Below are 18677 nucleotides of genomic sequence, written 5' to 3'. Positions count from 1 at the left end.
GGAGATTTCCTTAGCGCAGACTGGATTTGAGTTCGATGAAGCGACGTGTCGCCATCAGCCCCGCCGGGTGAGCATGGCGGGCCGGTGCCAGCCACGGGATCAGCGTGGCCATTTGCGCGTGTCCGTCCTGACCTTGCAGGGCAGATGTCAGGCGCTGCACATCGGGATCGTGTTCGGGCACGGCGGCGTCCGGGGTGGCGACCTGACGGCTGCGCCGTGGTGCTTTGCGTTGCTCGGCCGGTGTCCAGTCACCCGCGATCCAATCGTGCAGCAGCTGCTTTTCATAGGGGCTGAACACGCCGAACATTGCCGCGCCGTCGCCGTCGATCAACTGCCAGAAACGGCTGGCTTGTGGATCTTCGTTGCGTTTGATCCAGCCCTTGTCCTGCATCGCCTGCAGGAAACCCGGTAGCTGCTCGGGAGTGGCCAGCCACTGATTGACGGTTTTGCCTTCGAAGCGGCAGTAGTCGGAGTGCATGTGCTGACCGAACGGGCGCTTGCGTTCGAGCATCGCCAGCACTTCCTGCTCCAGGTCAAAACCCTCGATGATCGCGCGACTGCCCTGCCCCAGGTCGTTGAGTCGATAGCCCAGCGAAACACGGCTCAGGAATTCGTCGCGATCAGCTTCCAGCGGCAGCAGGTCGAGCACCGACTGCACGGCTTTTTGCGCATGGCCAGTGCTGGCATTATCGATGGTCACGTGGAGGGTGAAGTAGTACGGATCGATGCCCAACTCGCTGAGTTCATAGGCACTGATCAGCAAGTGCAGCGGCAATTGTTCGTAGCCGAGGTTGTAGCCGATAACCTCCGGCAACAAGCTTTCGCCACAGGCGCCGAGCGCCAGTTGCAGCGCGCCTTGCAGGTAGCGTTCATCGGCCATCGCGCTGGCGTCCTGCAAACCGTGCTCAGCGAGCAGTTTGCGGTAGATCACCACATGGTTTTGCGCAGGATTACCGTCGCCGAGTTCTTCCAGATAGGTGCACAGCAACCCGTCGAAACGCGGGTCGCGCCACTGCGGCAACAAACCGTACAGCCACGCGCCATCCACCAGTTTGGTCGGCGCCACGGCTTGTAGAAAGTACAGCGCATGAGCCTTGTTGCTGAAGAACTGGCGCGGTCCGCCGGCCTGGCGTTGTTGCAGGTAATCGGCGTACTGGCGGGCAACTTCCGTGCAGTGCCCGGCGACCCAGTTTTGCCACGCCAACGGATCCTGCGGAAGTTCTTCGGGCAACAGCGCGGCACGTTGCAACTGCTCGGCGAGAAAATCCTGCGCGAGGGTTTCAGGCGCATCCTCAAGCAGCAGTGCCTCATAAATACGCCGCAGATCGCCGTCGGCAGTGATGGGCTGTTGCTGCGCGCTCGGCGCCTGCAGAGGGGTCAGGGCAGTCATGTCAGTGTTCTCGTTCGGTTGGCCGGTCAGGGCGTTGTTTCACGCCTCTACATCAGCAGAGCAACCGCTACGGAGAAAAATTCAATCGACATGAAAATTGCCCTGACGGACGGAGCATCGCGGTCCCGGCACGGGCTGCCCGAGACCGCGAGTTTTGACGATGCTTCAGCCCTGCCCCTTGGACTGTTGTTCCAGATGCACCTGCAATTGCGGGTCGATCTGCAACGCGGCAGCCAGTTCATCCAGGTAGTTGCGTTCGGCGTCTTGCTGATCGTCCACCAGAATCACGCTGACCAGGTACATTTCGGCGGCCATGGCCGGGTCATCGTTGGCAGCCGTGGCGACTTCGTTGGCGTCCAGCGGTTTGGCGACTTCGCTTTCGAACCACTGCTGCAATTGCGGATCGTCGGTGTGCTTGCTGATTTCATTGTTGATCATCTGTTGTTCCCGGGCGTCGATCTCACCGTCAGCCTTGGCCGCCGCGATCAGCGCCCTCAGCACAGCATGCCCGTGTTCCTCGACTTCGGGCCCGGCCAGCAGATTCGCCGTTTGCGGGATCTGTTGTGGCGCCGCCGAAGCCTGACTACGTTGCCAGGCCTGATACGCCTGGAACGCCATCATCCCCAGCGAGGCCAGCGCCGCATAATTGGTGCCGCCGGAACGACTTTGTGTTCCGCTGCCACCGAGTGCCCCACCCAGCGCGCCGCCCAATCCACCGCCACCGCCGCCAAGCAAGCCCCCCAGCAATCCACCCAAACCGCCCAGCCCACCGGACTGCGCCGCACTACCGCCGGGGCCTGCTCCGCCACCCAACAAACCACCGAGCAAGCCGCCCAGTCCGCCCAGACCTGCGCCGGCCGAGGCGCCACTTTGTTGTCCCGCCGAGGCCTGACCCCGTAGCAGTTGTTCAAGCAAATCGCTGGTGTTCATGATCTCGTCCTCAGGCATTGGCAATAACTGCGTCAGGCAACAATAGACCGCCGGCGCCGACGCGCCAGCACCGTTTGGCTGACGCTGACAGATTTCGCCGAGGTATTTTTTGTGCGGGCAGCTAAGATTCAAAGGTGGTGAACCTTATCCCGGCCAAACCGGTCGATAGCTGCAACCCCGACCCGGTTTGCCGGCGCCCTTTGCCCAAGGGTGATACCCGGCTTGCTTCATTTATCTGGAGAACGCCCCTGTGATATCGACCGTACACATCGCCAGGCTCAAAGCATGGGGCGCCCATGGTTTTACCGCGACCGGCGTGGTCACAGCCTTTCTGGCGACCCTCGCCCTGCTGGAGAACCAGCCGACCCACTGCCTGATGTGGCTGGGTGTGGCGCTGATCGTCGACGGTCTCGACGGCGCGCTGGCGCGCAAGGTCAATGTGCAATCGGTGCTGCCAAGTTTCGACGGCTCGATCCTCGATCTGGTGATCGACTACCTGACCTACGTGTTCATTCCGGCGCTGTTCATCTATCGCTACATTCCCCTGCCCGACTACACCCTGCTGCTGAGCGTGTCGCTGATTCTGGTGTCGTCGCTGTTCTGCTTCTGCAATGTCAACATGAAGAGCAAGGACAACTATTTCGTCGGTTTCCCCGCCGCGTGGAACGTGGTTGCCCTGTGCCTGTACATCATCGACCCGGGGCCGTGGATTACCTTTCTGACCATTATCGGTCTGGCGCTGCTGACCGTGACCCGCATGAAATTCCTGCACCCGTTCCGCGTACGCCGGTTCATGCCGATCAACATCGCGGTGACGGCGATCTGGCTGTTGTGCAGCCTGTCGCTGGTGCTCAATCACCCGGTTATCAATCCGCTGGTGATGGGTTTGTGGTTGCTGGCGTCGGCGTACTTTCTGGGGATCTGCATCTGGCGTACGGCGCTGGAGTGGTTTGACGGGGCGCATTTGAAATAGCACCAGACCTGCCAAACACGAATACCTGTGGGAGCTGGCTTGCCAGCGATTTCGTACTGTCAGTCGACATCGTTTTGACAGGACGGCCGCCATCGCTGGCAAGCCAGCTCCCACAGGGATTGGCATTGTTCCGCCATTCAGCGTTTGCTGATGACCACCTCCAGATACTCGCTCGGCACCACCAGCGACTTCTCTCCCACGCGGTTCGAGCGGGTCAGCAGGTCCGCCAGATCACTCTCCAGCGCTTGCGCGCTTTCCGGCGGCAATGCCGCAAAGGCCTTGTGCACCGGCCCGTACCAGTGGCGGAAAATGTCGATGAAATGCGCCGCCGAGCGATAGCGGAAGTTGAAGGTGCGGCGGGTGACCTGCAGCAGAAATTCGCGCTCATTGAAGTGGCTGTGCAACCACGCTTCAGTGCCCCAGTTCGACGGCGGCTGGGCCACGGCGGGGGGTGGCACGTGGCGACCGAGAACCTTGAACATCTGGCCGACGAAACCTTCCGGTGTCCAGTTCGCCAGACCGATGCGCCCGCCGCGCCGGCAGACCCGTGCCAGTTCCGCCGCCGCAGTCGCCTGATCCGCGGCAAACATCACACCGAAGGTCGACAGCACCGCGTCGTAACTCTCATCGGCGAACGGCAACGCTTCGGCATCGGCGACCTGAAAAATCACCTCCAGATGCTCGGCCCGTGCCCGATCCTGTCCCCGCTCCAGCAGCGCCGCGACATAGTCGGTCGAGGTCACCTGACAACCACGTCGCGCCGCCGCCAGTGTGGCGTTGCCATTGCCGGCGGCGACATCCAGCACCTCCTCATCGCAGTGCAGGTCGCAGGCCTCGGCGAGGTTTTCGCCGACGATCTGCAAGGTGGTACCGATCACCGCGTAATCACCGGTGGCCCAGGCGACTTTCTGGCGCTCTTTCAGACCCGTCAGATCAATGGGGGTACTCATCAATCGTGCTCCGCAGCAGGTTGGAGGACTTCATTCGGCCGTGGTCGGGTCAATGACCGTCATCACCCGCGCCACGCTGTTGGCCGGAAATCCGCCCAGCCTGGCGTGCTCGCGCACCTGCTCTTCGTCAGGGGCGATATAGACGCAATAGATTTTGTCGGCGGTGACGTAACTCTGCAGCCACTGCACCTGTGGCCCGAGTTCACGCAACACCTGGCAGGAGGTTTGCGACACGGCTTGGAGTTCTTGCGGCGACAGCTTTCCGGCCCCTGGAATCTCGCGTTCAATCACGAATTTCGGCATGGCAACCTCGCGTTCTTTTTATCAGTGACAGGGCCGGCAGTGGCCCTGCTCATCCACTATCGCGCCGAGGGTCGATGGCGTCCCTGCCAATCGTCCGAAGAGCCCGGAAAATCGCGGCCGGGCCGATGAGTGGCGGTTTTTTGTAAAGGCCTCGAGACACTCCGAGATTGCCATTGCATGGGGCAATCGGCTTTTATGCCTTCCCGTCTTCCGTGAATGGATTCCATCATGTCCCTGCGTTTTGAATGGCTCGTCGATCACCCGCAGCACAGCGACACTTACGCCGCGTGGATCCACCGCCAGTTCGCCTACGAATATGCCGAGCAACCCTTGGCCGAATGGCAACGCGAGTTCGCTGCCGGCCAGAACAATGGCGACTGGTCGTGCCTGATTGCGCTGGACGGCGAACGTCTGCTCGGCGGTGCGGCGCTGGCCCGGGCGGATCTGGCCCTGCGTCCGGATCTCGGCCCTTGGCTGGCGTGCGTGTTTGTCAGCCCGCAAGCTCGTGGCCAGGGGTTGGCAGAGCGGTTGATCGATGGCATCAGCCAGGCGGCGAAACAGCGCGGTTTCGCACGTTTCTATCTGCACACACAGAACAAGCAGGACTACTACGCCAAACGCGGCTGGACAGTGCTGGAGCGCTTTCGCGCCTGGGACAACGAGCAATGGCTCATGGTGCGCGACCTGTGAGCAATTGATATGCGCGGGCGGTGACTGTCGATGCATCTGAGCACTCAGTTCTGGTTGTTACAGCCATCGGCAAATTTGCGGTAATCCAGCACCTGGGTTTTTCCGGCCGAATCCAGGTACGTCATGCGCGCATCGACAACGCCGCAGGTCACTGCGCTGTCCTCGGTCATCGACAGCACTTTCTGGATGTCCAGGTGCGTGCCGTAGGTGTAGGTGTGCGGGCTGACATCGGCTTCAGCCCGGGCCGACAGGGTGCAGATGTTCAGGGCGGCGAACAGGCAGGCGGCGACAACGGTTTTGTGCGTCATGGTGGTTTCCTCAAGGCTTGTATGGGTTGAGCCGAGGCAAGCTGTGTGGGCCTCGATGGAGCCTATTTGAAGCGAGTGAGGTATCGCGCCTGTGTCAGGAAACGGCCGCTATCAATCACTGTGTATCCCCACCGCCCGGAGATACACGGCGATACAAAACCCTGAAAAAATCGCGTTTTTGCATGTGTGTGTATCCGCCATTACGCCAGATACACTGCAATACAAACCCGGGCAGGCAAGCCGGCGCAGGCTCGATAGACTGCATGGCATTGCCCTTTGATAGAGGTTCTGCACCGATGGAACATGTCGATCACATCCTCATCGTCGACGACGACCGCGAGATCCGCGAGCTGGTCGGCAATTACCTGAAGAAGAACGGACTGCGCACCACCGTGGTCGCCGATGGTCGGCAGATGCGCAGTTTTCTCGAAGCCAACACCGTCGACCTAATTGTGCTCGACATCATGATGCCCGGCGACGATGGCCTGCAGTTGTGCCGCGAATTGCGCGTGGGCAAACACAAGGCCACACCGGTGCTGATGCTCACGGCGCGCAACGATGAGACCGACCGCATCATCGGCCTGGAAATGGGCGCCGATGATTACCTGACCAAGCCGTTCGCCGCCCGCGAACTGCTGGCGCGGATCAACGCCGTGCTGCGGCGCACACGGATGCTGCCGCCGAATCTGGTGGTCAGCGAAAGCGGTCGCCTGCTGGCCTTCGGCCGTTGGCAACTGGATACCTCGGCCCGGCATCTGCTGGACAAGGACGGCACGCTGGTCGCCCTCAGTGGCGCCGAATATCGTTTGCTGCGGGTGTTTCTCGATCATCCGCAACGGGTACTCAGCCGTGATCAGTTGCTCAACCTGACCCAGGGCCGCGAGGCCGATCTGTTCGACCGTTCGATTGATCTGCTGGTCAGCCGTTTGCGCCAGCGCCTGCTCGATGATGCGCGTGAACCGGCCTACATCAAGACCGTGCGCAGCGAGGGTTATGTGTTTTCGCTGCCGGTGGAGATCCTCGGAGCCTCGGCATGAGTCTCAAGCTGCATTGGCCACGCACCCTGGCTTCGCGGTTGTCGCTGATCTTTCTGGTCGGACTGATACTGGCCCAGGCCCTGTCGTTTGGCGCGCAGTATTACGAGCGTTTCCAAAGCGCCAGAAGCACCATGCTCAGCAATATGCAAAATGACGTTTCGACGTCGATTGCGATCCTCGACCGCTTGCCCGCGCAGGAACGCCCCGCCTGGCTGCCACGACTGGCTCGCACCAATTACGATTATCGGTTGGACGACGGCGACCCCGGCGCCCCGCTCGACGCCGAGGAGGTACCGGTGGCTGCGACCTCGATCAGCAGTGCGATCGGCGGCGCCCATCCGCTGTCCTTCAGCCGTTTTCCCGCGGAGAAAAAACACTTCCAGGCCCATTTGCGCCTCAGCGACGGCAGCCCGCTGACCATCGATGTGCGTCCGGCCATGCCCCCCCTGTCGCCGTGGCTGCCGGGGGTACTGCTCGGGCAACTGGCGCTGCTGATCGCCTGCACCTGGCTGGCGGTGCGCATCGCGATCCGCCCCCTCGCCCGGCTCGCCAACGCCGTGGAAAGCCTCGACCCCAACGCGCACCCGGTATTGCTCGACGAACACGGTCCGACCGAAGTGGCCTACGCCGCACGGGCCTTCAACGCGATGCAGGCGCGCATCGCCGCGTATCTGAAAGAGCGCATGCAACTGCTGGCAGCGATTTCCCATGACCTGCAAACCCCGATCACCCGCATGAAGCTGCGCGCAGAGCTTATGGACGACTCGGTCGAGAAAGACAAACTGTGGAATGACCTCGGCGAGATGGAACATCTGGTGCGCGAGGGCGTAGCGTATGCCCGCAGCATCCACGGCTCGACCGAGGAAAGCCGGCGCATCGACCTCGACTCGTTTCTCGACAGCCTGGTGTTCGACTATCAGGACATGGGCAAGGACGTGCAACTGAGCGGCAAAAGCGCGGCGGTGATCGATACCCGCCCCCAAGCCCTGCGCCGGGTGCTGGTGAACCTGACCGACAACGCACTGAAATTCGCCGGTGCCGCGCAGTTGCAGGTGGATATTGGCGACGGTCTTTGCATCAAGATCCTTGATCGCGGACCGGGCATTGCCGAGACGGAGTTGCAGCAGGTCATGCAGCCGTTCTACCGGGTGGAAAACTCGCGCAACCGCAGCACCGGCGGCACCGGCCTGGGCCTGGCGATCGCCCAGCAGTTGGCCATGGCCCTCGGTGGCTCGCTGACCCTGAGCAACCGCGAGGGTGGCGGACTGTGTGCGGAGCTGAAACTGCCACTGCGCTGATCCCCACACTGGAATCTGCATGGGACACAAACGCTGCATCTTGTCCCAGCCCGACTAGACTGATTCATTACCCGGTCGAGGGGGAATGCAGGACGACGTCAGCTGTGCCCTGCCCACTTTTGTGACCACCGCCCTGCGGCCCATGCCTCGACAACGTTTTGCCACCGGACGGTGATCCTGTATCAGGAGCACTCGTGATGGACGAAACACGACTCAACGCATTCATGGGCAAACTGGTCAACGACATGGGCGGCGCCGCGATGCTGGCGAACGTCATCGTTGGCGAAGAACTCGGGCTGTACCGGGCGATGGCCGACAGTCAGCCGATCACCCCGCAAGCCCTCGCCGAAAAAACCACCTGCAACCCGCGCCTGGTCCGCGAATGGCTCAGCGCGCATGTCGCGTCCGGCTACATGGAACATCACGATGGCCAGTTTCGTTTGCCGGAAGAACAGGCGCTGGCGCTGGCGGTCGAGGATTCGCCGGTGTACGTCGCCGGCGGGCTCGGCGTGGTGGCCTCGTTTTTCCATGACAAGGACAAACTGGTCAAAGCCATGCGCGGCAACGGCGCCCTGCCCTGGGGCGATCACCATCCGTGCATGTTCAGCGGTACCGAACGCTTCTTTCGTCCCGGCTATAAAGGTCACTTGATCGCGGAATGGCTGCCGGCGCTGGAAGGTGTGGTCGCCAAACTCGAAGCAGGCGCCAAAGTCGCCGACATCGGCTGCGGCCACGGTGCCTCGACGGTGATCATGGCCCAGGCATTTCCCAACTCGCGCTTCGTCGGTTTCGATTATCACGCGCCGTCGATCACCGTCGCCACCCAGCGCGCCGAAGAAGGAGGCGTCAGCAGCCGGGCGAAATTCTTCCAGAGCAATGCCAAAAGCTACCCCGATGACGACTATGACCTGATCTGTTACTTCGACTGCCTGCACGACATGGGCGACCCGGTCGGCGCCGCCCGGCATGCATTCAAATCATTGAAGGACGACGGCACGGTGCTGCTGGTCGAGCCGTTTGCCAACGACGCGCTGGACGACAACATCACCCCGGTCGGACGCCTGTTTTACGCGGCCTCGACCTTTATCTGCACGCCGAATTCGTTGTCCCAGGAAGTTGGCCTGGGGCTGGGTGCGCAGGCCGGTGAAATGCGCTTGCGCAAGGTGTTTGCCGAGGCCGGGTTCAAGCATTTCCGCCGGGCGACGCAGACGCCGTTCAATCTGATTCTGGAGGCGCGCAAATAAACCACCGCGGTCACCTGTGGCGAGGGAGCTCGCTCCCGTCGGTTTGCGAAGCGACCCTGATAACAGGCCTGCTGCGCAGTCCAGCGGGAGCAAGCTCCCTCGCCACAGGGTTAATGCTAACCTGCGGGCATCGTCCTCCCCGGAGTGCTGACCATGCTCGATAGCCCGATCCGCGAACACTTCGACACTCTGTACCAGGCCATGGCCGATGGCGGCTTTGTGGTGCTGACTGGCGCGGGCATCAGCACGCCGTCGGGCATCCCGGATTACCGCGACAGTGAGGGTGTACGCCGGGGCCGGCAGCCGATGATGTATCAGGAATTTCTAGCCGCTCCGGAATCCCGTCGCCGCTACTGGGCGCGGGCCATGCTTGGCTGGCCGCGGGTGCGTCAGGCGCGGCCCAATGCCGCGCATCAGGCGCTGGCCGATTTGCAGCGCCGGGGTCTGATCAGCGCCTTGATCACGCAGAACGTCGACACCCTTCACGATCAGGCTGGCAGTCACGATGTGATCGAATTGCATGGCAGCCTGCACCGGGTGTTGTGCCTGGATTGCGGCCAGCGCAGCGCGCGTGACGACATTCAGCAGCGGATGGTCGAGCAGAATCCGTATCTGGCCGGGGTCGATGCGGTGCAGGCGCCGGACGGCGATACCCTGCTCGATCCGGCCTTCGAAGCGCGTTTTCAGACTCCACAATGCCCCTACTGCGCCGGTGAGCGGATGAAACCGGACGTGGTGTTCTTCGGCGAGAACGTGGCCCAGCCGACAGCGGCGCGGGCCATGGCCGCAGCGGAAAGTGCCGAGGGCTTGCTGGTGGTGGGTTCGTCGTTGATGGCGTATTCGGCGTTTCGTCTGTGCCGGGTGATTGCTGATCGGGGCAAGCCGTTGCTGGCGATCAATCTGGGCAAGACCCGCGCCGATGATCTGCTGGATCTGAAGATCGAGGCGTCCTGTGAACAACTGCTGCCGTTGTTGGTGCAACGCCTGACCGCCTGAACCCAAAAATCCCCTGTAGGAGCTACCGCAGGCTGCGATCTTTTGATCTTGCTTCTAAAAAACAAAGTCAAAAGATCGCAGCCTGCGGCAGCTCCTACAGGGATGGGGCCGCAGTTCAGGGTTCAGTGTTCGGCTTTGAGGATGTCGAACAGTGCCTGCGCCGCTGCGGACAGCTCATTGCCCGGCTCCGTGAGCACACCAATCGCCCGCTCCACCGAATCATTCAACGTCAGGCAATGCGCGCCCAGCTCCAGCATCTGTTCGGCACACAACGCTGGCACCGCACTTACCCCCAGCCCGCTGGCGACCATGCGTCCGACCGTTGCCAGTTGATGACTTTCGAATTCCACCGGCAGTTTCATGCCCCGGGCCTGCAAGTGTTCTTCGAGCATCACCCGCACCGTTGACGGTCGTTGCAGGGTGATGAACGGTTCCTGCAGCAGGGTCTGCCAGTCGATCTCCGTGCGCTCGGCCAACGTGGAATCCTGCGGCACCACCGCGACAAAGCGATCGATGTACAGCGGGGTAAACGTCAGCGAGGTGTTTTGCATCGGTTCGAATGCCACACCCAATTCCACGTGGCGGTCGCGAACCATTTCCAGCACTTGCTCGTTGATCACGTCGTTGACCGTGACATTGACGTTCGGATAGCGCGCGCGAAAGGTCTTGAGGATCGGCGGCAGCAGGTTGCCGGCAAACGACGGCATCGCCGCCAGCGTCACCCGCCCGCGTTGCAGGCTGAAGCGCTGACGCATTTCGTCTTCAGCGTTGTCCCAGTCGGCGATCAGACGCCGGGCCAGCGGCAGCAACGATTCGCCCTCGGCAGTCAGCGCCACGTTGCGCGTGTTGCGACTGAACAACCGCCCGCCCAGCCCCTCTTCCAGCGCCTTGATGGTCAGGCTCAACGCCGATTGCGACAAGTGCAGACGCTCGCAGGCCACGGCGAAACTCAGGCTCTGAGCCACGGCGAGGAAAGCGCGGATCTGTTTGATGGTCATACTGGATACCTTACCGTTCCAACGTCGTAGCCACTGTAGGAGCTGCCGAAGGCTCGGGCCGCGTTCGGACGATCTTTTGATCTTGATCTTTAAAAACAAACTCAAAAGATCGCAGCCTGCGGCAGCTCCTACACAGGGTAACAAGCAATACTGTTGAGTTTTATCAATCAATCAACCTTAAAAATCAACTTAACAAATATATCCTTCAGCGAGACACTCCAGTCATTCGGCTAGCCAGCCGCCCGACAAACAATAAAAGAGGTGCATATGGCAGGTTTCGACAAGCGCGTGAGTTCCTACGAGGAAGCTCTGGCCGGTCTTGAAGACGGCATGACCGTGATCGCCGGCGGCTTCGGCCTGTGCGGCATCCCGGAAAACCTGATCGCCGAGATCAAGCGCAAGGGCACCCGCGACCTCACCGTGGTCTCCAACAACTGCGGCGTCGACGGTTTCGGCCTGGGCGTGCTGCTCACCGACCGCCAGATCAGCAAGGTCATCGCCTCCTACGTCGGCGAAAACAAACTGTTCGAAGAGCAACTGCTCAAGGGCGACATCGAAGTCATCCTGACCCCGCAAGGCACCCTCGCCGAGAAAATGCGCGCAGGCGGTGCCGGCATCCCGGCCTTCTTCACCGCCACCGGCGTCGGCACCCCGGTTGCCGAAGGCAAGGAAGTGCGCGAATTCAAAGGGCGCAAGTACCTGATGGAAGAGTCCATCACCGGCGACTTCGCCATTGTCAAAGGCTGGAAAGCCGACCATTTCGGTAACGTCATCTACCGTCACACCGCCCAGAACTTCAACCCGCTGGCGGCCACCGCCGGCAAGATCACCGTGGTCGAAGTCGAAGAAATCGTCGAACCCGGCGAGCTGGATCCGTCGCAGATCCACACCCCCGGCATCTACGTCGACCGGGTCATTTGCGGCACGTTCGAAAAGCGCATCGAACAGCGCACCATCCGCAAATAATTCAGGCTGACGGAGAATAAAAACATGGCACTTACCCGCGAACAAATGGCTCAGCGCGTCGCCCGCGAAATGCAGGACGGCTACTACGTGAACCTCGGTATCGGCATTCCGACCCTGGTCGCCAACTACATTCCAGAAGGCATGGAAGTCATGCTGCAGTCGGAAAACGGCCTGCTTGGCATGGGCCCGTTTCCGACGGAAGAGACCATCGATGCCGACATGATCAACGCCGGCAAACAGACCGTCACCGCGCGCATCGGCGCATCGATTTTCAACTCCGCCGAATCCTTCGCGATGATCCGTGGCGGGCATGTCGACCTGACCGTGCTCGGCGCGTTCGAAGTCGACGTAGAAGGCAACATCGCCTCGTGGATGATTCCCGGCAAACTGGTCAAGGGCATGGGCGGCGCCATGGATCTGGTGGCCGGCGCCGACAACATCATCGTGATCATGACCCACGCTTCCAAGGACGGTGAGTCCAAACTGCTGACCAAGTGCAGCCTGCCGCTGACCGGCGCCGGGTGCATCAAGCGTGTGCTGACCGACCTCGCCTATCTGGAAATCGAAAATGGCGCTTTTGTCCTCAAGGAACGCGCACCTGGCGTCAGCGTCGAGGAAATCGTCGCCAAAACCGCTGGTAAACTGATCGTCCCGGATCACGTACCGGAAATGCAGTTCGCTGCCCAGTGAGGAATTCGAAAATGCAAGACGTCGTAATTGTTGCCGCCACCCGCACCGCGATCGGCAGTTTCCAGGGTTCGCTGGCCAGCGTGTCCGCCGTGGATCTGGGCGCTGCGGTGATTCGCCAGTTGCTCGAACAGACCGGTCTGGACGGTGCGCAGGTCGATGAAGTGATCATGGGCCAGGTGCTGACCGCCGGCGCCGGCCAGAACCCGGCGCGTCAGGCGGCGATCAAGGCCGGCCTGCCCCACGCCGTGCCGGCCATGACCCTGAACAAGGTCTGCGGCTCGGGCCTGAAAGCCCTGCACCTGGGCGCGCAAGCGATCCGTTGCGGCGATGCCGAGGTGATCATCGCCGGCGGTCAGGAGAACATGAGCCTGTCCAACTATGTGATGCCGGGCGCACGCACCGGTCTGCGCATGGGTCACGCGCAAATCGTCGACACCATGATCAGCGATGGTCTGTGGGATGCGTTCAACGATTACCACATGGGCATCACCGCCGAAAATCTGGTCGACAAGTACGACATCAGCCGTGAGCAGCAGGACGCCTTCGCCGCCGCCTCGCAGCGCAAAGCGGCTGCTGCCATCGAAGCCGGGCGCTTTGTTGATGAGATCACTCCGATCCTGATCCCGCAGCGCAAAGGCGACCCGGTAGCGTTCAAGATCGACGAACAACCACGCGGCGACACCACCGCTGAATCGCTGGCGAAACTGCGTCCGGCGTTCAAGAAGGACGGCAGCGTCACCGCCGGTAATGCTTCGTCGCTGAACGACGGCGCCGCTGCAGTCATCCTGATGAGCGCCGAAAAGGCCAAGGCCCTGGGCCTGCCGGTGCTGGCGAAAATCGCTGCATACGCCAACGCCGGTGTGGATCCGGCAATCATGGGCATCGGCCCGGTCTCGGCCACTCGCCGCTGCCTCGACAAGGCAGGCTGGAATATCGGCCAACTGGACCTGATCGAGGCCAACGAAGCGTTCGCCGCGCAATCGCTGGCCGTGGCCAAGGACCTGCAATGGGATCTGGACAAGGTCAACGTCAACGGCGGCGCCATCGCCCTCGGTCACCCGATCGGTGCGTCGGGCTGCCGCGTGCTGGTGACGCTGCTGCACGAAATGATCAAGCGTGATGCGAAAAAAGGTCTGGCGACCCTGTGCATCGGCGGTGGTCAAGGTGTGGCGCTGGCGCTGGAGCGCGCTTAACCCAAAGGAGCAATACAGGCGGCGGACGGATCCACGACATCCGCTCGCTGTCTGGTTTCATCGCTTTTGTGGCGAGGGGATTTATCCCCGATGGGATGCGCAGCAGCCCCAGAGTTTTTCGCCTCGACATACATCTTTGCCAGCGCTTCGCACTGGATCGGGGATAAATCCCCTCGCCACAGGGTGCTTTGAAAGTCACACCACCATCTGCAAAATCAACCAGGCATTCGCCCCACTGATCACCACAAACAATCCCCACGCCAGCATCCGGGTCGGCAGCCGGTTCACAAACGGCCCCATCAGTTGCTTGTCGCTGGTCATGCGAATCAGCGGGTACAGCGCAAACGGCAGCTGCAGGCTCAACACCACCTGACTCAGCACCAGCAATTTGCCCACCGCGTTATCGCCCATCAGCCACACGCCGATGAACGCCGGGATCAGCGCCAGCCCACGGGTGATCAATCGCCGCTGCCAGCAAGGAATCCGCAGGTTCAGATAACCCTCCATGATCACCTGTCCGGCGATGGTCCCGGTGAACGTCGAGCTCTGCCCCGACGCCAGCAACGCCACGCCGAACAGCACACTGGCCAGCGCGCCGCCGACCAGCGGGTCGAGCAGGTGGTAGGCGTCCTGAATGTCGACCACGTCGGTATGCCCGGACTGGTGAAACGCAGCCGCCGCCAGAATCAGGATCGCCGCGTTGACCAGCAGCGCCAGCGCCAGCGAGCCGATAGTGTCGATGCGCGCCAGGTTGACCGCGTCCTGCTTGCTGGCCAGGTCCTTGCCGATCATCCGCGTCTGCACGATCGAAGTGTGCAGGTAGAGGTTATGCGGCATCACCGTGGCGCCGAGGATGCCGATTGCCAGGTACAACGGCGCGGCATCGCTGATCGCCGAGAGCGACGGTTTGAAACCGGCGAACACATCTGGCCAGTACGGTTTGATCAGCACCAGTTCGACGAAGAAACACACGCCGATGGTCGCCACCAGCACCAGCATGATCGCCTCCAGCCGACGGAAGCCACGGTTCTGCAAGGCCAGCACCAGCAGCGTGTCGAAGGCGGTCAGGGCAATGCCGAAGGTCAGCGAACAGCCAAGCAACAAGTGAAACGCCAGGGCGCAGCCGAGCACTTCGGCCAGATCAGTGGCGATGATCGAGATTTCCGCCAGCACCCATTGCAGGCGTGCGGTCGGGGTGCTGTAGCGCTCGCGGGACAATTGCGCCAGATCGCGACCGGTAGCGATGCCCAGCCGCGAGCACAGGCACTGCACGACCATCCCCGCCAGACTTGCGAGCAACACCACAAACAGCAGGCTGTAACCAAAACGCGAACCGGCCTCAATCGCGGTCGCCCAGTTGCCCGGATCCATGTAGCCGATCGACACCAGCAAGCCAGGCCCGGCAAAACGCAGCACGCGTTTGAAGAACGAAGCGTTCGGATCCACCGCGACACTGCCAGCCACTTCCGGCGGGCAGAACGGCGCGGTGGCGATTTTGGGTAGGCTGAATTTCACGCACACATCCAGAAACAAGTCGGAAAGACGCAGCTTAGACGTTTCAGTTGAACCCTTGAAGAGCAAAAGATCGCAGCCTTCGGCAGCTCCTACACTGGAATGCGTTCCCCTGTAGGAGCTGCCGAAGGCTGCGATCTTTTGACTTTAATGGCTCATGCCCAGTAACTGCTGACGCAACTCGGGGTTACGGGTGCGCGGATCCAGCCAGATATCGAAAAACGCCCGGGCAAACTGCGGATCATCGATTTCATGCTGCAACTGCTGACCGATAAAAAACCGCGCACCCTGCCCCGGCAGATACACGCCCGTAATCCGCGTGCCGGCCTGCACATCGACGAACGATTGCTGCATTTGCTCTTGCCACCTGGACAGTTGTGCGGGACTGACGCTCGAGCCTGCCAGCCGTTTGATTTCATCGACACTGGCCTGCACCAGATCGTCACGGGAGATCTTGCGCCGATAGATCAGCTCCAGAGCGAAGGGCTGCTCGGTGGACAACGGGCGTGCCGCGCTCCACAACCGGGCGTTGTAGACGTCGAAGCCGAACACACTGAAATCGCCGCTGCCGATGATTTGCGCCCCGGGCACCGCGTCCTGCCAGTTGGCCCAGGTCGGCGTCAGCAGCAACGCCCACAGACCAATGCCACAACAACCGCGCAACACCCTGGGTGCTCTGTTCATCGTGGCATCGACTCCGGTAAACCCTGATAGTCAGAGCATAGTCGGCGATCCACACCAGCACTTTGTATACAGTTTTTGTAGAACAATGCAGCAATCGGTGAGCGGCAATGCTAACGTGGCCTCTCTCATCCGACGGAGCCTCCCGCGTGCTGATCCTCAAATTACTGCTGATCCCCGGTTTTCTGCTGCTGATCTCCCTCGCTGGCAAGCGCTGGGGGCCGAGCGTGGCCGGTTGGCTGTCGGGGTTGCCGGTGGTGGTCGGGCCGATTCTGTTTTTCCTCGCCATTGAACAGGGACCGCAATTTGCAGCGCAATCGGCGGTCGCGGCGCTCTCGGCGATGTTTGCCATGATTGCGTTCTGCGTCACCTACGCGCAGGTCGCGCAGCGAGCGAACTGGCCGTGGGCGCTGACGGCGTCACTGTCGGTGTGGGCGGGACTGGCGCTGGTTTTGTCACTGATTCCGGCGTCACTGACGTTCTCGGTCGCGGCGGCAGCCACTGCCCTGCTCGCCGCGCCGTACCTGTTCCCCAGCGTGCAGCCGGTGCTCAACGGCCCGGCACCGAAGTCGGACAAACTGCTCTGGCGGATGATTGCCGGGGCGGCGCTGACATTGCTGGTGACCCTGCTCGCCAGCACCGTCGGCGAGCGCTGGAGCGGTTTGCTCGCGGTGTTTCCGGTGCTCGGCAGTGTGATGGCGGTGTTCTCCCAGCAGACTCGTGGCCCGGCGTTTACCGCGGCATTGCTGCGGGCGACGGCGATCGGCATGTACTCGTTCTCGGCGTTTTGCCTGGTGTCGGCGCTGACCCTGCCCACCCTGGGCCTCAGCGGATTCATCGCCGGTGTCGCGGTGTCGGTGGCGATGCTCGGCGTTACCCGCAAACTGCTGGCCCGCCCAGCGCCAGCCAAAAGCCCACAACCCCAAGGCTGACGCAATTTACTGTGGCGAGGGAGCTTGCTCCCGCGGGCGTGCGCAACGCCCTGTAATTGTTGCGTAGCCGAGCGGGACGGTGCGGCGATCCGACAAGCTCCCTCGCCACAAATGTTCGACAAACCGCGCTGGAATGCCATGCACGCTCCGTGGGATCATCGCCGCCCTGGCGCGACCATCCCTCGGAGATTCACATGTCATTGTTCAGCAAGAAAGCCGTCGTCCTGTTGCTGGCGGCGGTCGCCGGCCTCGGCGCCATCAATGCCCAGGCCGCCAAGGCCAAGGAAAAAGCGGCGACCAATAGCGTGTCGATGCTCGACGGCAAGTTCACCTTCGTCCTGCCCAAAGGTTTTACCGCCGACCCGCTGCCGGCCGGGCCGACCGGTGCCAAAGGCACGATGTATACCAATCAGGCGACCAAAACCGTGGTCATCGCCGCGGAAAACCAGATCGCCGGGGGTACCAGCGTCAAGGACAACGACAACGAATTTCTCGATGGCAGCCTGGCGAGTTTCATCGATGACCAGCGCAAGGCCCTGCCCGATTTCAACAAGCTCAGCGAAAAAAGCCTGACCCAGAAAAGCAGCGGCCTCGGTGTGCGTCAGGTCGACAGCACTGCCACCCAGGGCGGCGGCCAGACTCTGAACACCACCCTGCTCGCCGCGTCCGGCAAACGCATGGCGCTGGTCCAGGTGATTTCCCGGGCCAGCGACAAGAGCGGTCACGATGCGCTGGTGAAAACCATCCTCAAGGACAAGTGATCGTCACGGGTTGAGCTGCTGCAGCCAGGCATTCAAGTCGCGCAGCTCGGCCGTGCTGATGCTGTGGCCGACGCCGGGATAGGCGTGAAACTCGGGCTTATAGGCGAGTTTCTGCAGCAGCGCATCAGCCTCGGTGCCGTCGTGGTACGGCACTCGATCATCGGCGGTGCCATGGCCGATGAAGATGTGCAGGGGCAACGGTTGCTGCTGCGTCTTGAGTTCGGCTTTCAACACCGGCAACAGCCGTCCACTCAACGCCGCAATGCCGCCGACCGCCACCGGCGGACGCAAGCCGACCTCGTAGGTCATCATCGCGCCCTGGCTGAATCCGATCAGGTACACCTTGTCCGGGCTGGTGTGATATTTCTGCGCCGCCTGCGCGACAAACGCCCGCAACTTCTGGCCGCTGGCCTGCAGATCATCGGTCTCGCCGTTGTAGGCCCCTTCGCCTTTCTTGCGAAACCACTGGAAACGCCCTTCGCCCAGCGCCAGCGGTGCCTGCACCGACAGGTAGTTGTACTGCGCCGGCAACTGGAACTTCATACCGATCAGATCGGCTTCGTTACTGCCGTAACCGTGCAGGAAAATCACCAGCGGCCGGGTGTTCGCGTCCGGGTGAACCTGTTCGATGTACTTCAGTGGCAAGTCGCTTTGCAGCGTGGTCTGCGCGTGGACGGCGCTGGACGCCAGGAGGGTCAACAGGGCAAACGCCTTCAACATAAAGCCTTCCTTCGCGGAGTGTCGGGTTCGTCGGTGAGCCTAACACTCTCTGAAGATTGTGGTGCTGGCGAGACCGCAATCGCGAGCAGGCTCACTCCTACAGGG

Annotated in this window: 20 protein-coding genes; 11 read left to right on the top strand and 9 right to left on the bottom strand. The window is 61.7% G+C overall.

Annotated elements, in window-relative coordinates; all coding sequences use genetic code 11:
• Positions 1-10 precede the first annotated feature (10 nt).
• Positions 11-1390: an iron-containing redox enzyme family protein gene (locus ACIP8I_RS16005; protein ID WP_400762314.1), complete on the bottom strand. Its 1380-nt coding sequence runs from the start codon at positions 1388-1390 to the stop codon at positions 11-13.
• A gap of 165 nt (positions 1391-1555) precedes the next feature.
• Positions 1556-2320, bottom strand: coding sequence for a tellurite resistance TerB family protein (locus ACIP8I_RS16000; RefSeq protein ID WP_400762312.1), 765 nt, complete (start codon positions 2318-2320; stop codon positions 1556-1558).
• Between the two features lie 250 nt (positions 2321-2570).
• Between ACIP8I_RS16000 and pcsA the strand changes: the two genes are divergently transcribed.
• A complete protein-coding gene (gene pcsA, locus ACIP8I_RS15995; RefSeq protein WP_400762310.1) occupies positions 2571-3293 on the top strand; it encodes a phosphatidylcholine synthase in 723 nt (240 codons plus the stop codon).
• Positions 3294-3430: 137 nt separating this feature from the next.
• Here pcsA and ACIP8I_RS15990 read toward each other — a convergent pair whose 3' ends face one another.
• Together ACIP8I_RS15990 and ACIP8I_RS15985 are read right to left on the bottom strand one after the other, a co-directional pair.
• Positions 3431-4243: a class I SAM-dependent methyltransferase gene (locus ACIP8I_RS15990; protein ID WP_400762308.1), complete on the bottom strand. Its 813-nt coding sequence runs from the start codon at positions 4241-4243 to the stop codon at positions 3431-3433.
• A 30-nt stretch (positions 4244-4273) separates the two neighbouring features.
• Positions 4274-4546 (bottom strand): DUF4242 domain-containing protein, encoded by a 273-nt coding sequence (locus tag ACIP8I_RS15985; protein WP_007962415.1) that lies wholly within the window; start codon positions 4544-4546, stop codon positions 4274-4276.
• 228 nt (positions 4547-4774) lie between these two features.
• On the opposite strand from ACIP8I_RS15985, the gene ACIP8I_RS15980 reads away from it, so the two are divergent.
• Positions 4775-5236, top strand: a complete 462-nt coding sequence (locus ACIP8I_RS15980; protein ID WP_400762306.1) for a GNAT family N-acetyltransferase — start codon at positions 4775-4777, stop codon at positions 5234-5236.
• Positions 5237-5280: 44 nt separating this feature from the next.
• Here ACIP8I_RS15980 and ACIP8I_RS15975 read toward each other — a convergent pair whose 3' ends face one another.
• The gene (locus tag ACIP8I_RS15975; protein WP_400762304.1) at positions 5281-5544 is read right to left on the bottom strand and encodes a DUF2790 domain-containing protein; all 264 of its coding nucleotides are present in this window, start codon (positions 5542-5544) and stop codon (positions 5281-5283) included.
• Between the two features lie 296 nt (positions 5545-5840).
• Here ACIP8I_RS15975 and ACIP8I_RS15970 point away from each other — a divergent pair, with 296 nt between their 5' ends.
• The 4 genes from ACIP8I_RS15970 to ACIP8I_RS15955 all read left to right on the top strand — a co-directional run bounded on the left by ACIP8I_RS15970 (position 5841) and on the right by ACIP8I_RS15955 (position 10119).
• Complete coding sequence (locus ACIP8I_RS15970) at positions 5841-6581, top strand: response regulator (protein ID WP_007962407.1); 741 nt, start codon at positions 5841-5843, stop codon at positions 6579-6581.
• A complete protein-coding gene (locus ACIP8I_RS15965; RefSeq protein WP_400762302.1) occupies positions 6578-7879 on the top strand; it encodes an ATP-binding protein in 1302 nt (433 codons plus the stop codon). The genes ACIP8I_RS15970 and ACIP8I_RS15965 overlap by 4 nt, the downstream gene beginning before the upstream one ends.
• Before the next feature lie 197 nt (positions 7880-8076).
• Positions 8077-9123 carry a class I SAM-dependent methyltransferase gene (locus tag ACIP8I_RS15960; protein WP_400762301.1) on the top strand — a complete coding sequence of 349 codons (1047 nt, stop codon included), beginning with the start codon at positions 8077-8079 and terminating at the stop codon, positions 9121-9123.
• Positions 9124-9276: 153 nt separating this feature from the next.
• The gene (locus ACIP8I_RS15955) at positions 9277-10119 is read left to right on the top strand and encodes an NAD-dependent protein deacetylase (RefSeq protein WP_400762299.1); all 843 of its coding nucleotides are present in this window, start codon (positions 9277-9279) and stop codon (positions 10117-10119) included.
• Between the two features lie 122 nt (positions 10120-10241).
• Here ACIP8I_RS15955 and ACIP8I_RS15950 read toward each other — a convergent pair whose 3' ends face one another.
• The gene (locus ACIP8I_RS15950) at positions 10242-11117 is read right to left on the bottom strand and encodes a LysR family transcriptional regulator (RefSeq protein WP_258675107.1); all 876 of its coding nucleotides are present in this window, start codon (positions 11115-11117) and stop codon (positions 10242-10244) included.
• 267 nt (positions 11118-11384) lie between these two features.
• Between ACIP8I_RS15950 and ACIP8I_RS15945 the strand changes: the two genes are divergently transcribed.
• Genes ACIP8I_RS15945 through ACIP8I_RS15935 form a run of 3 tightly spaced genes read left to right on the top strand, consistent with a single transcriptional unit; the run spans position 11385 to position 13966 of the window.
• Complete coding sequence (locus tag ACIP8I_RS15945) at positions 11385-12083, top strand: CoA transferase subunit A (protein WP_016983257.1); 699 nt, start codon at positions 11385-11387, stop codon at positions 12081-12083.
• A gap of 24 nt (positions 12084-12107) precedes the next feature.
• A complete protein-coding gene (locus ACIP8I_RS15940; RefSeq protein ID WP_367085043.1) occupies positions 12108-12773 on the top strand; it encodes a CoA transferase subunit B in 666 nt (221 codons plus the stop codon).
• Between the two features lie 11 nt (positions 12774-12784).
• Complete coding sequence (locus ACIP8I_RS15935) at positions 12785-13966, top strand: acetyl-CoA C-acetyltransferase (protein ID WP_400762296.1); 1182 nt, start codon at positions 12785-12787, stop codon at positions 13964-13966.
• A gap of 195 nt (positions 13967-14161) precedes the next feature.
• Here the strand turns inward: ACIP8I_RS15935 and ACIP8I_RS15930 are convergent, their stop codons facing one another.
• Together ACIP8I_RS15930 and ACIP8I_RS15925 are read right to left on the bottom strand one after the other, a co-directional pair.
• Entirely contained in the window at positions 14162-15481 is a 1320-nt protein-coding gene (locus tag ACIP8I_RS15930) for an Nramp family divalent metal transporter (RefSeq protein ID WP_400762294.1), read from the bottom strand.
• A 144-nt stretch (positions 15482-15625) separates the two neighbouring features.
• Positions 15626-16162: a chalcone isomerase family protein gene (locus tag ACIP8I_RS15925; RefSeq protein ID WP_400762292.1), complete on the bottom strand. Its 537-nt coding sequence runs from the start codon at positions 16160-16162 to the stop codon at positions 15626-15628.
• A 146-nt stretch (positions 16163-16308) separates the two neighbouring features.
• On the opposite strand from ACIP8I_RS15925, the gene ACIP8I_RS15920 reads away from it, so the two are divergent.
• On the top strand, positions 16309-17091 hold the full coding sequence (locus ACIP8I_RS15920; protein ID WP_400762290.1) for a hypothetical protein: 783 nt from the start codon (positions 16309-16311) through the stop codon (positions 17089-17091).
• A 194-nt stretch (positions 17092-17285) separates the two neighbouring features.
• On the top strand, positions 17286-17852 hold the full coding sequence (locus ACIP8I_RS15915) for a hypothetical protein (protein ID WP_007968780.1): 567 nt from the start codon (positions 17286-17288) through the stop codon (positions 17850-17852).
• A gap of 3 nt (positions 17853-17855) precedes the next feature.
• Here the strand turns inward: ACIP8I_RS15915 and ACIP8I_RS15910 are convergent, their stop codons facing one another.
• Positions 17856-18572 (bottom strand): alpha/beta hydrolase, encoded by a 717-nt coding sequence (locus ACIP8I_RS15910; protein ID WP_400762289.1) that lies wholly within the window; start codon positions 18570-18572, stop codon positions 17856-17858.
• Positions 18573-18677: the final 105 nt, after the last annotated feature.

The organism is Pseudomonas sp. NPDC088414, assembly GCF_044753325.1.
Lineage (GTDB): Bacteria > Pseudomonadota > Gammaproteobacteria > Pseudomonadales > Pseudomonadaceae > Aquipseudomonas.
This window is presented reverse-complemented; position numbering and strand designations above follow the sequence as displayed.

Coding starts and splice junctions, on each gene's coding strand:
- ACIP8I_RS15985 (WP_007962415.1), bottom strand. CDS start 4,546: ATGCCGAAATTCGTGATTGAACGCGAGATTCCAGGGGCCGGAAAGCTG.
- ACIP8I_RS15960 (WP_400762301.1), top strand. CDS start 8,077: ATGGACGAAACACGACTCAACGCATTCATGGGCAAACTGGTCAACGAC.
- ACIP8I_RS15980 (WP_400762306.1), top strand. CDS start 4,775: ATGTCCCTGCGTTTTGAATGGCTCGTCGATCACCCGCAGCACAGCGAC.
- ACIP8I_RS15970 (WP_007962407.1), top strand. CDS start 5,841: ATGGAACATGTCGATCACATCCTCATCGTCGACGACGACCGCGAGATC.
- ACIP8I_RS15910 (WP_400762289.1), bottom strand. CDS start 18,572: ATGTTGAAGGCGTTTGCCCTGTTGACCCTCCTGGCGTCCAGCGCCGTC.
- ACIP8I_RS15965 (WP_400762302.1), top strand. CDS start 6,578: ATGAGTCTCAAGCTGCATTGGCCACGCACCCTGGCTTCGCGGTTGTCG.
- ACIP8I_RS15955 (WP_400762299.1), top strand. CDS start 9,277: ATGCTCGATAGCCCGATCCGCGAACACTTCGACACTCTGTACCAGGCC.
- ACIP8I_RS15945 (WP_016983257.1), top strand. CDS start 11,385: ATGGCAGGTTTCGACAAGCGCGTGAGTTCCTACGAGGAAGCTCTGGCC.
- ACIP8I_RS15940 (WP_367085043.1), top strand. CDS start 12,108: ATGGCACTTACCCGCGAACAAATGGCTCAGCGCGTCGCCCGCGAAATG.
- ACIP8I_RS15975 (WP_400762304.1), bottom strand. CDS start 5,544: ATGACGCACAAAACCGTTGTCGCCGCCTGCCTGTTCGCCGCCCTGAAC.
- ACIP8I_RS15915 (WP_007968780.1), top strand. CDS start 17,286: ATGTCATTGTTCAGCAAGAAAGCCGTCGTCCTGTTGCTGGCGGCGGTC.
- ACIP8I_RS15950 (WP_258675107.1), bottom strand. CDS start 11,117: ATGACCATCAAACAGATCCGCGCTTTCCTCGCCGTGGCTCAGAGCCTG.
- ACIP8I_RS15990 (WP_400762308.1), bottom strand. CDS start 4,243: ATGAGTACCCCCATTGATCTGACGGGTCTGAAAGAGCGCCAGAAAGTC.
- ACIP8I_RS16005 (WP_400762314.1), bottom strand. CDS start 1,390: ATGACTGCCCTGACCCCTCTGCAGGCGCCGAGCGCGCAGCAACAGCCC.
- ACIP8I_RS16000 (WP_400762312.1), bottom strand. CDS start 2,320: ATGAACACCAGCGATTTGCTTGAACAACTGCTACGGGGTCAGGCCTCG.
- ACIP8I_RS15925 (WP_400762292.1), bottom strand. CDS start 16,162: ATGAACAGAGCACCCAGGGTGTTGCGCGGTTGTTGTGGCATTGGTCTG.
- ACIP8I_RS15935 (WP_400762296.1), top strand. CDS start 12,785: ATGCAAGACGTCGTAATTGTTGCCGCCACCCGCACCGCGATCGGCAGT.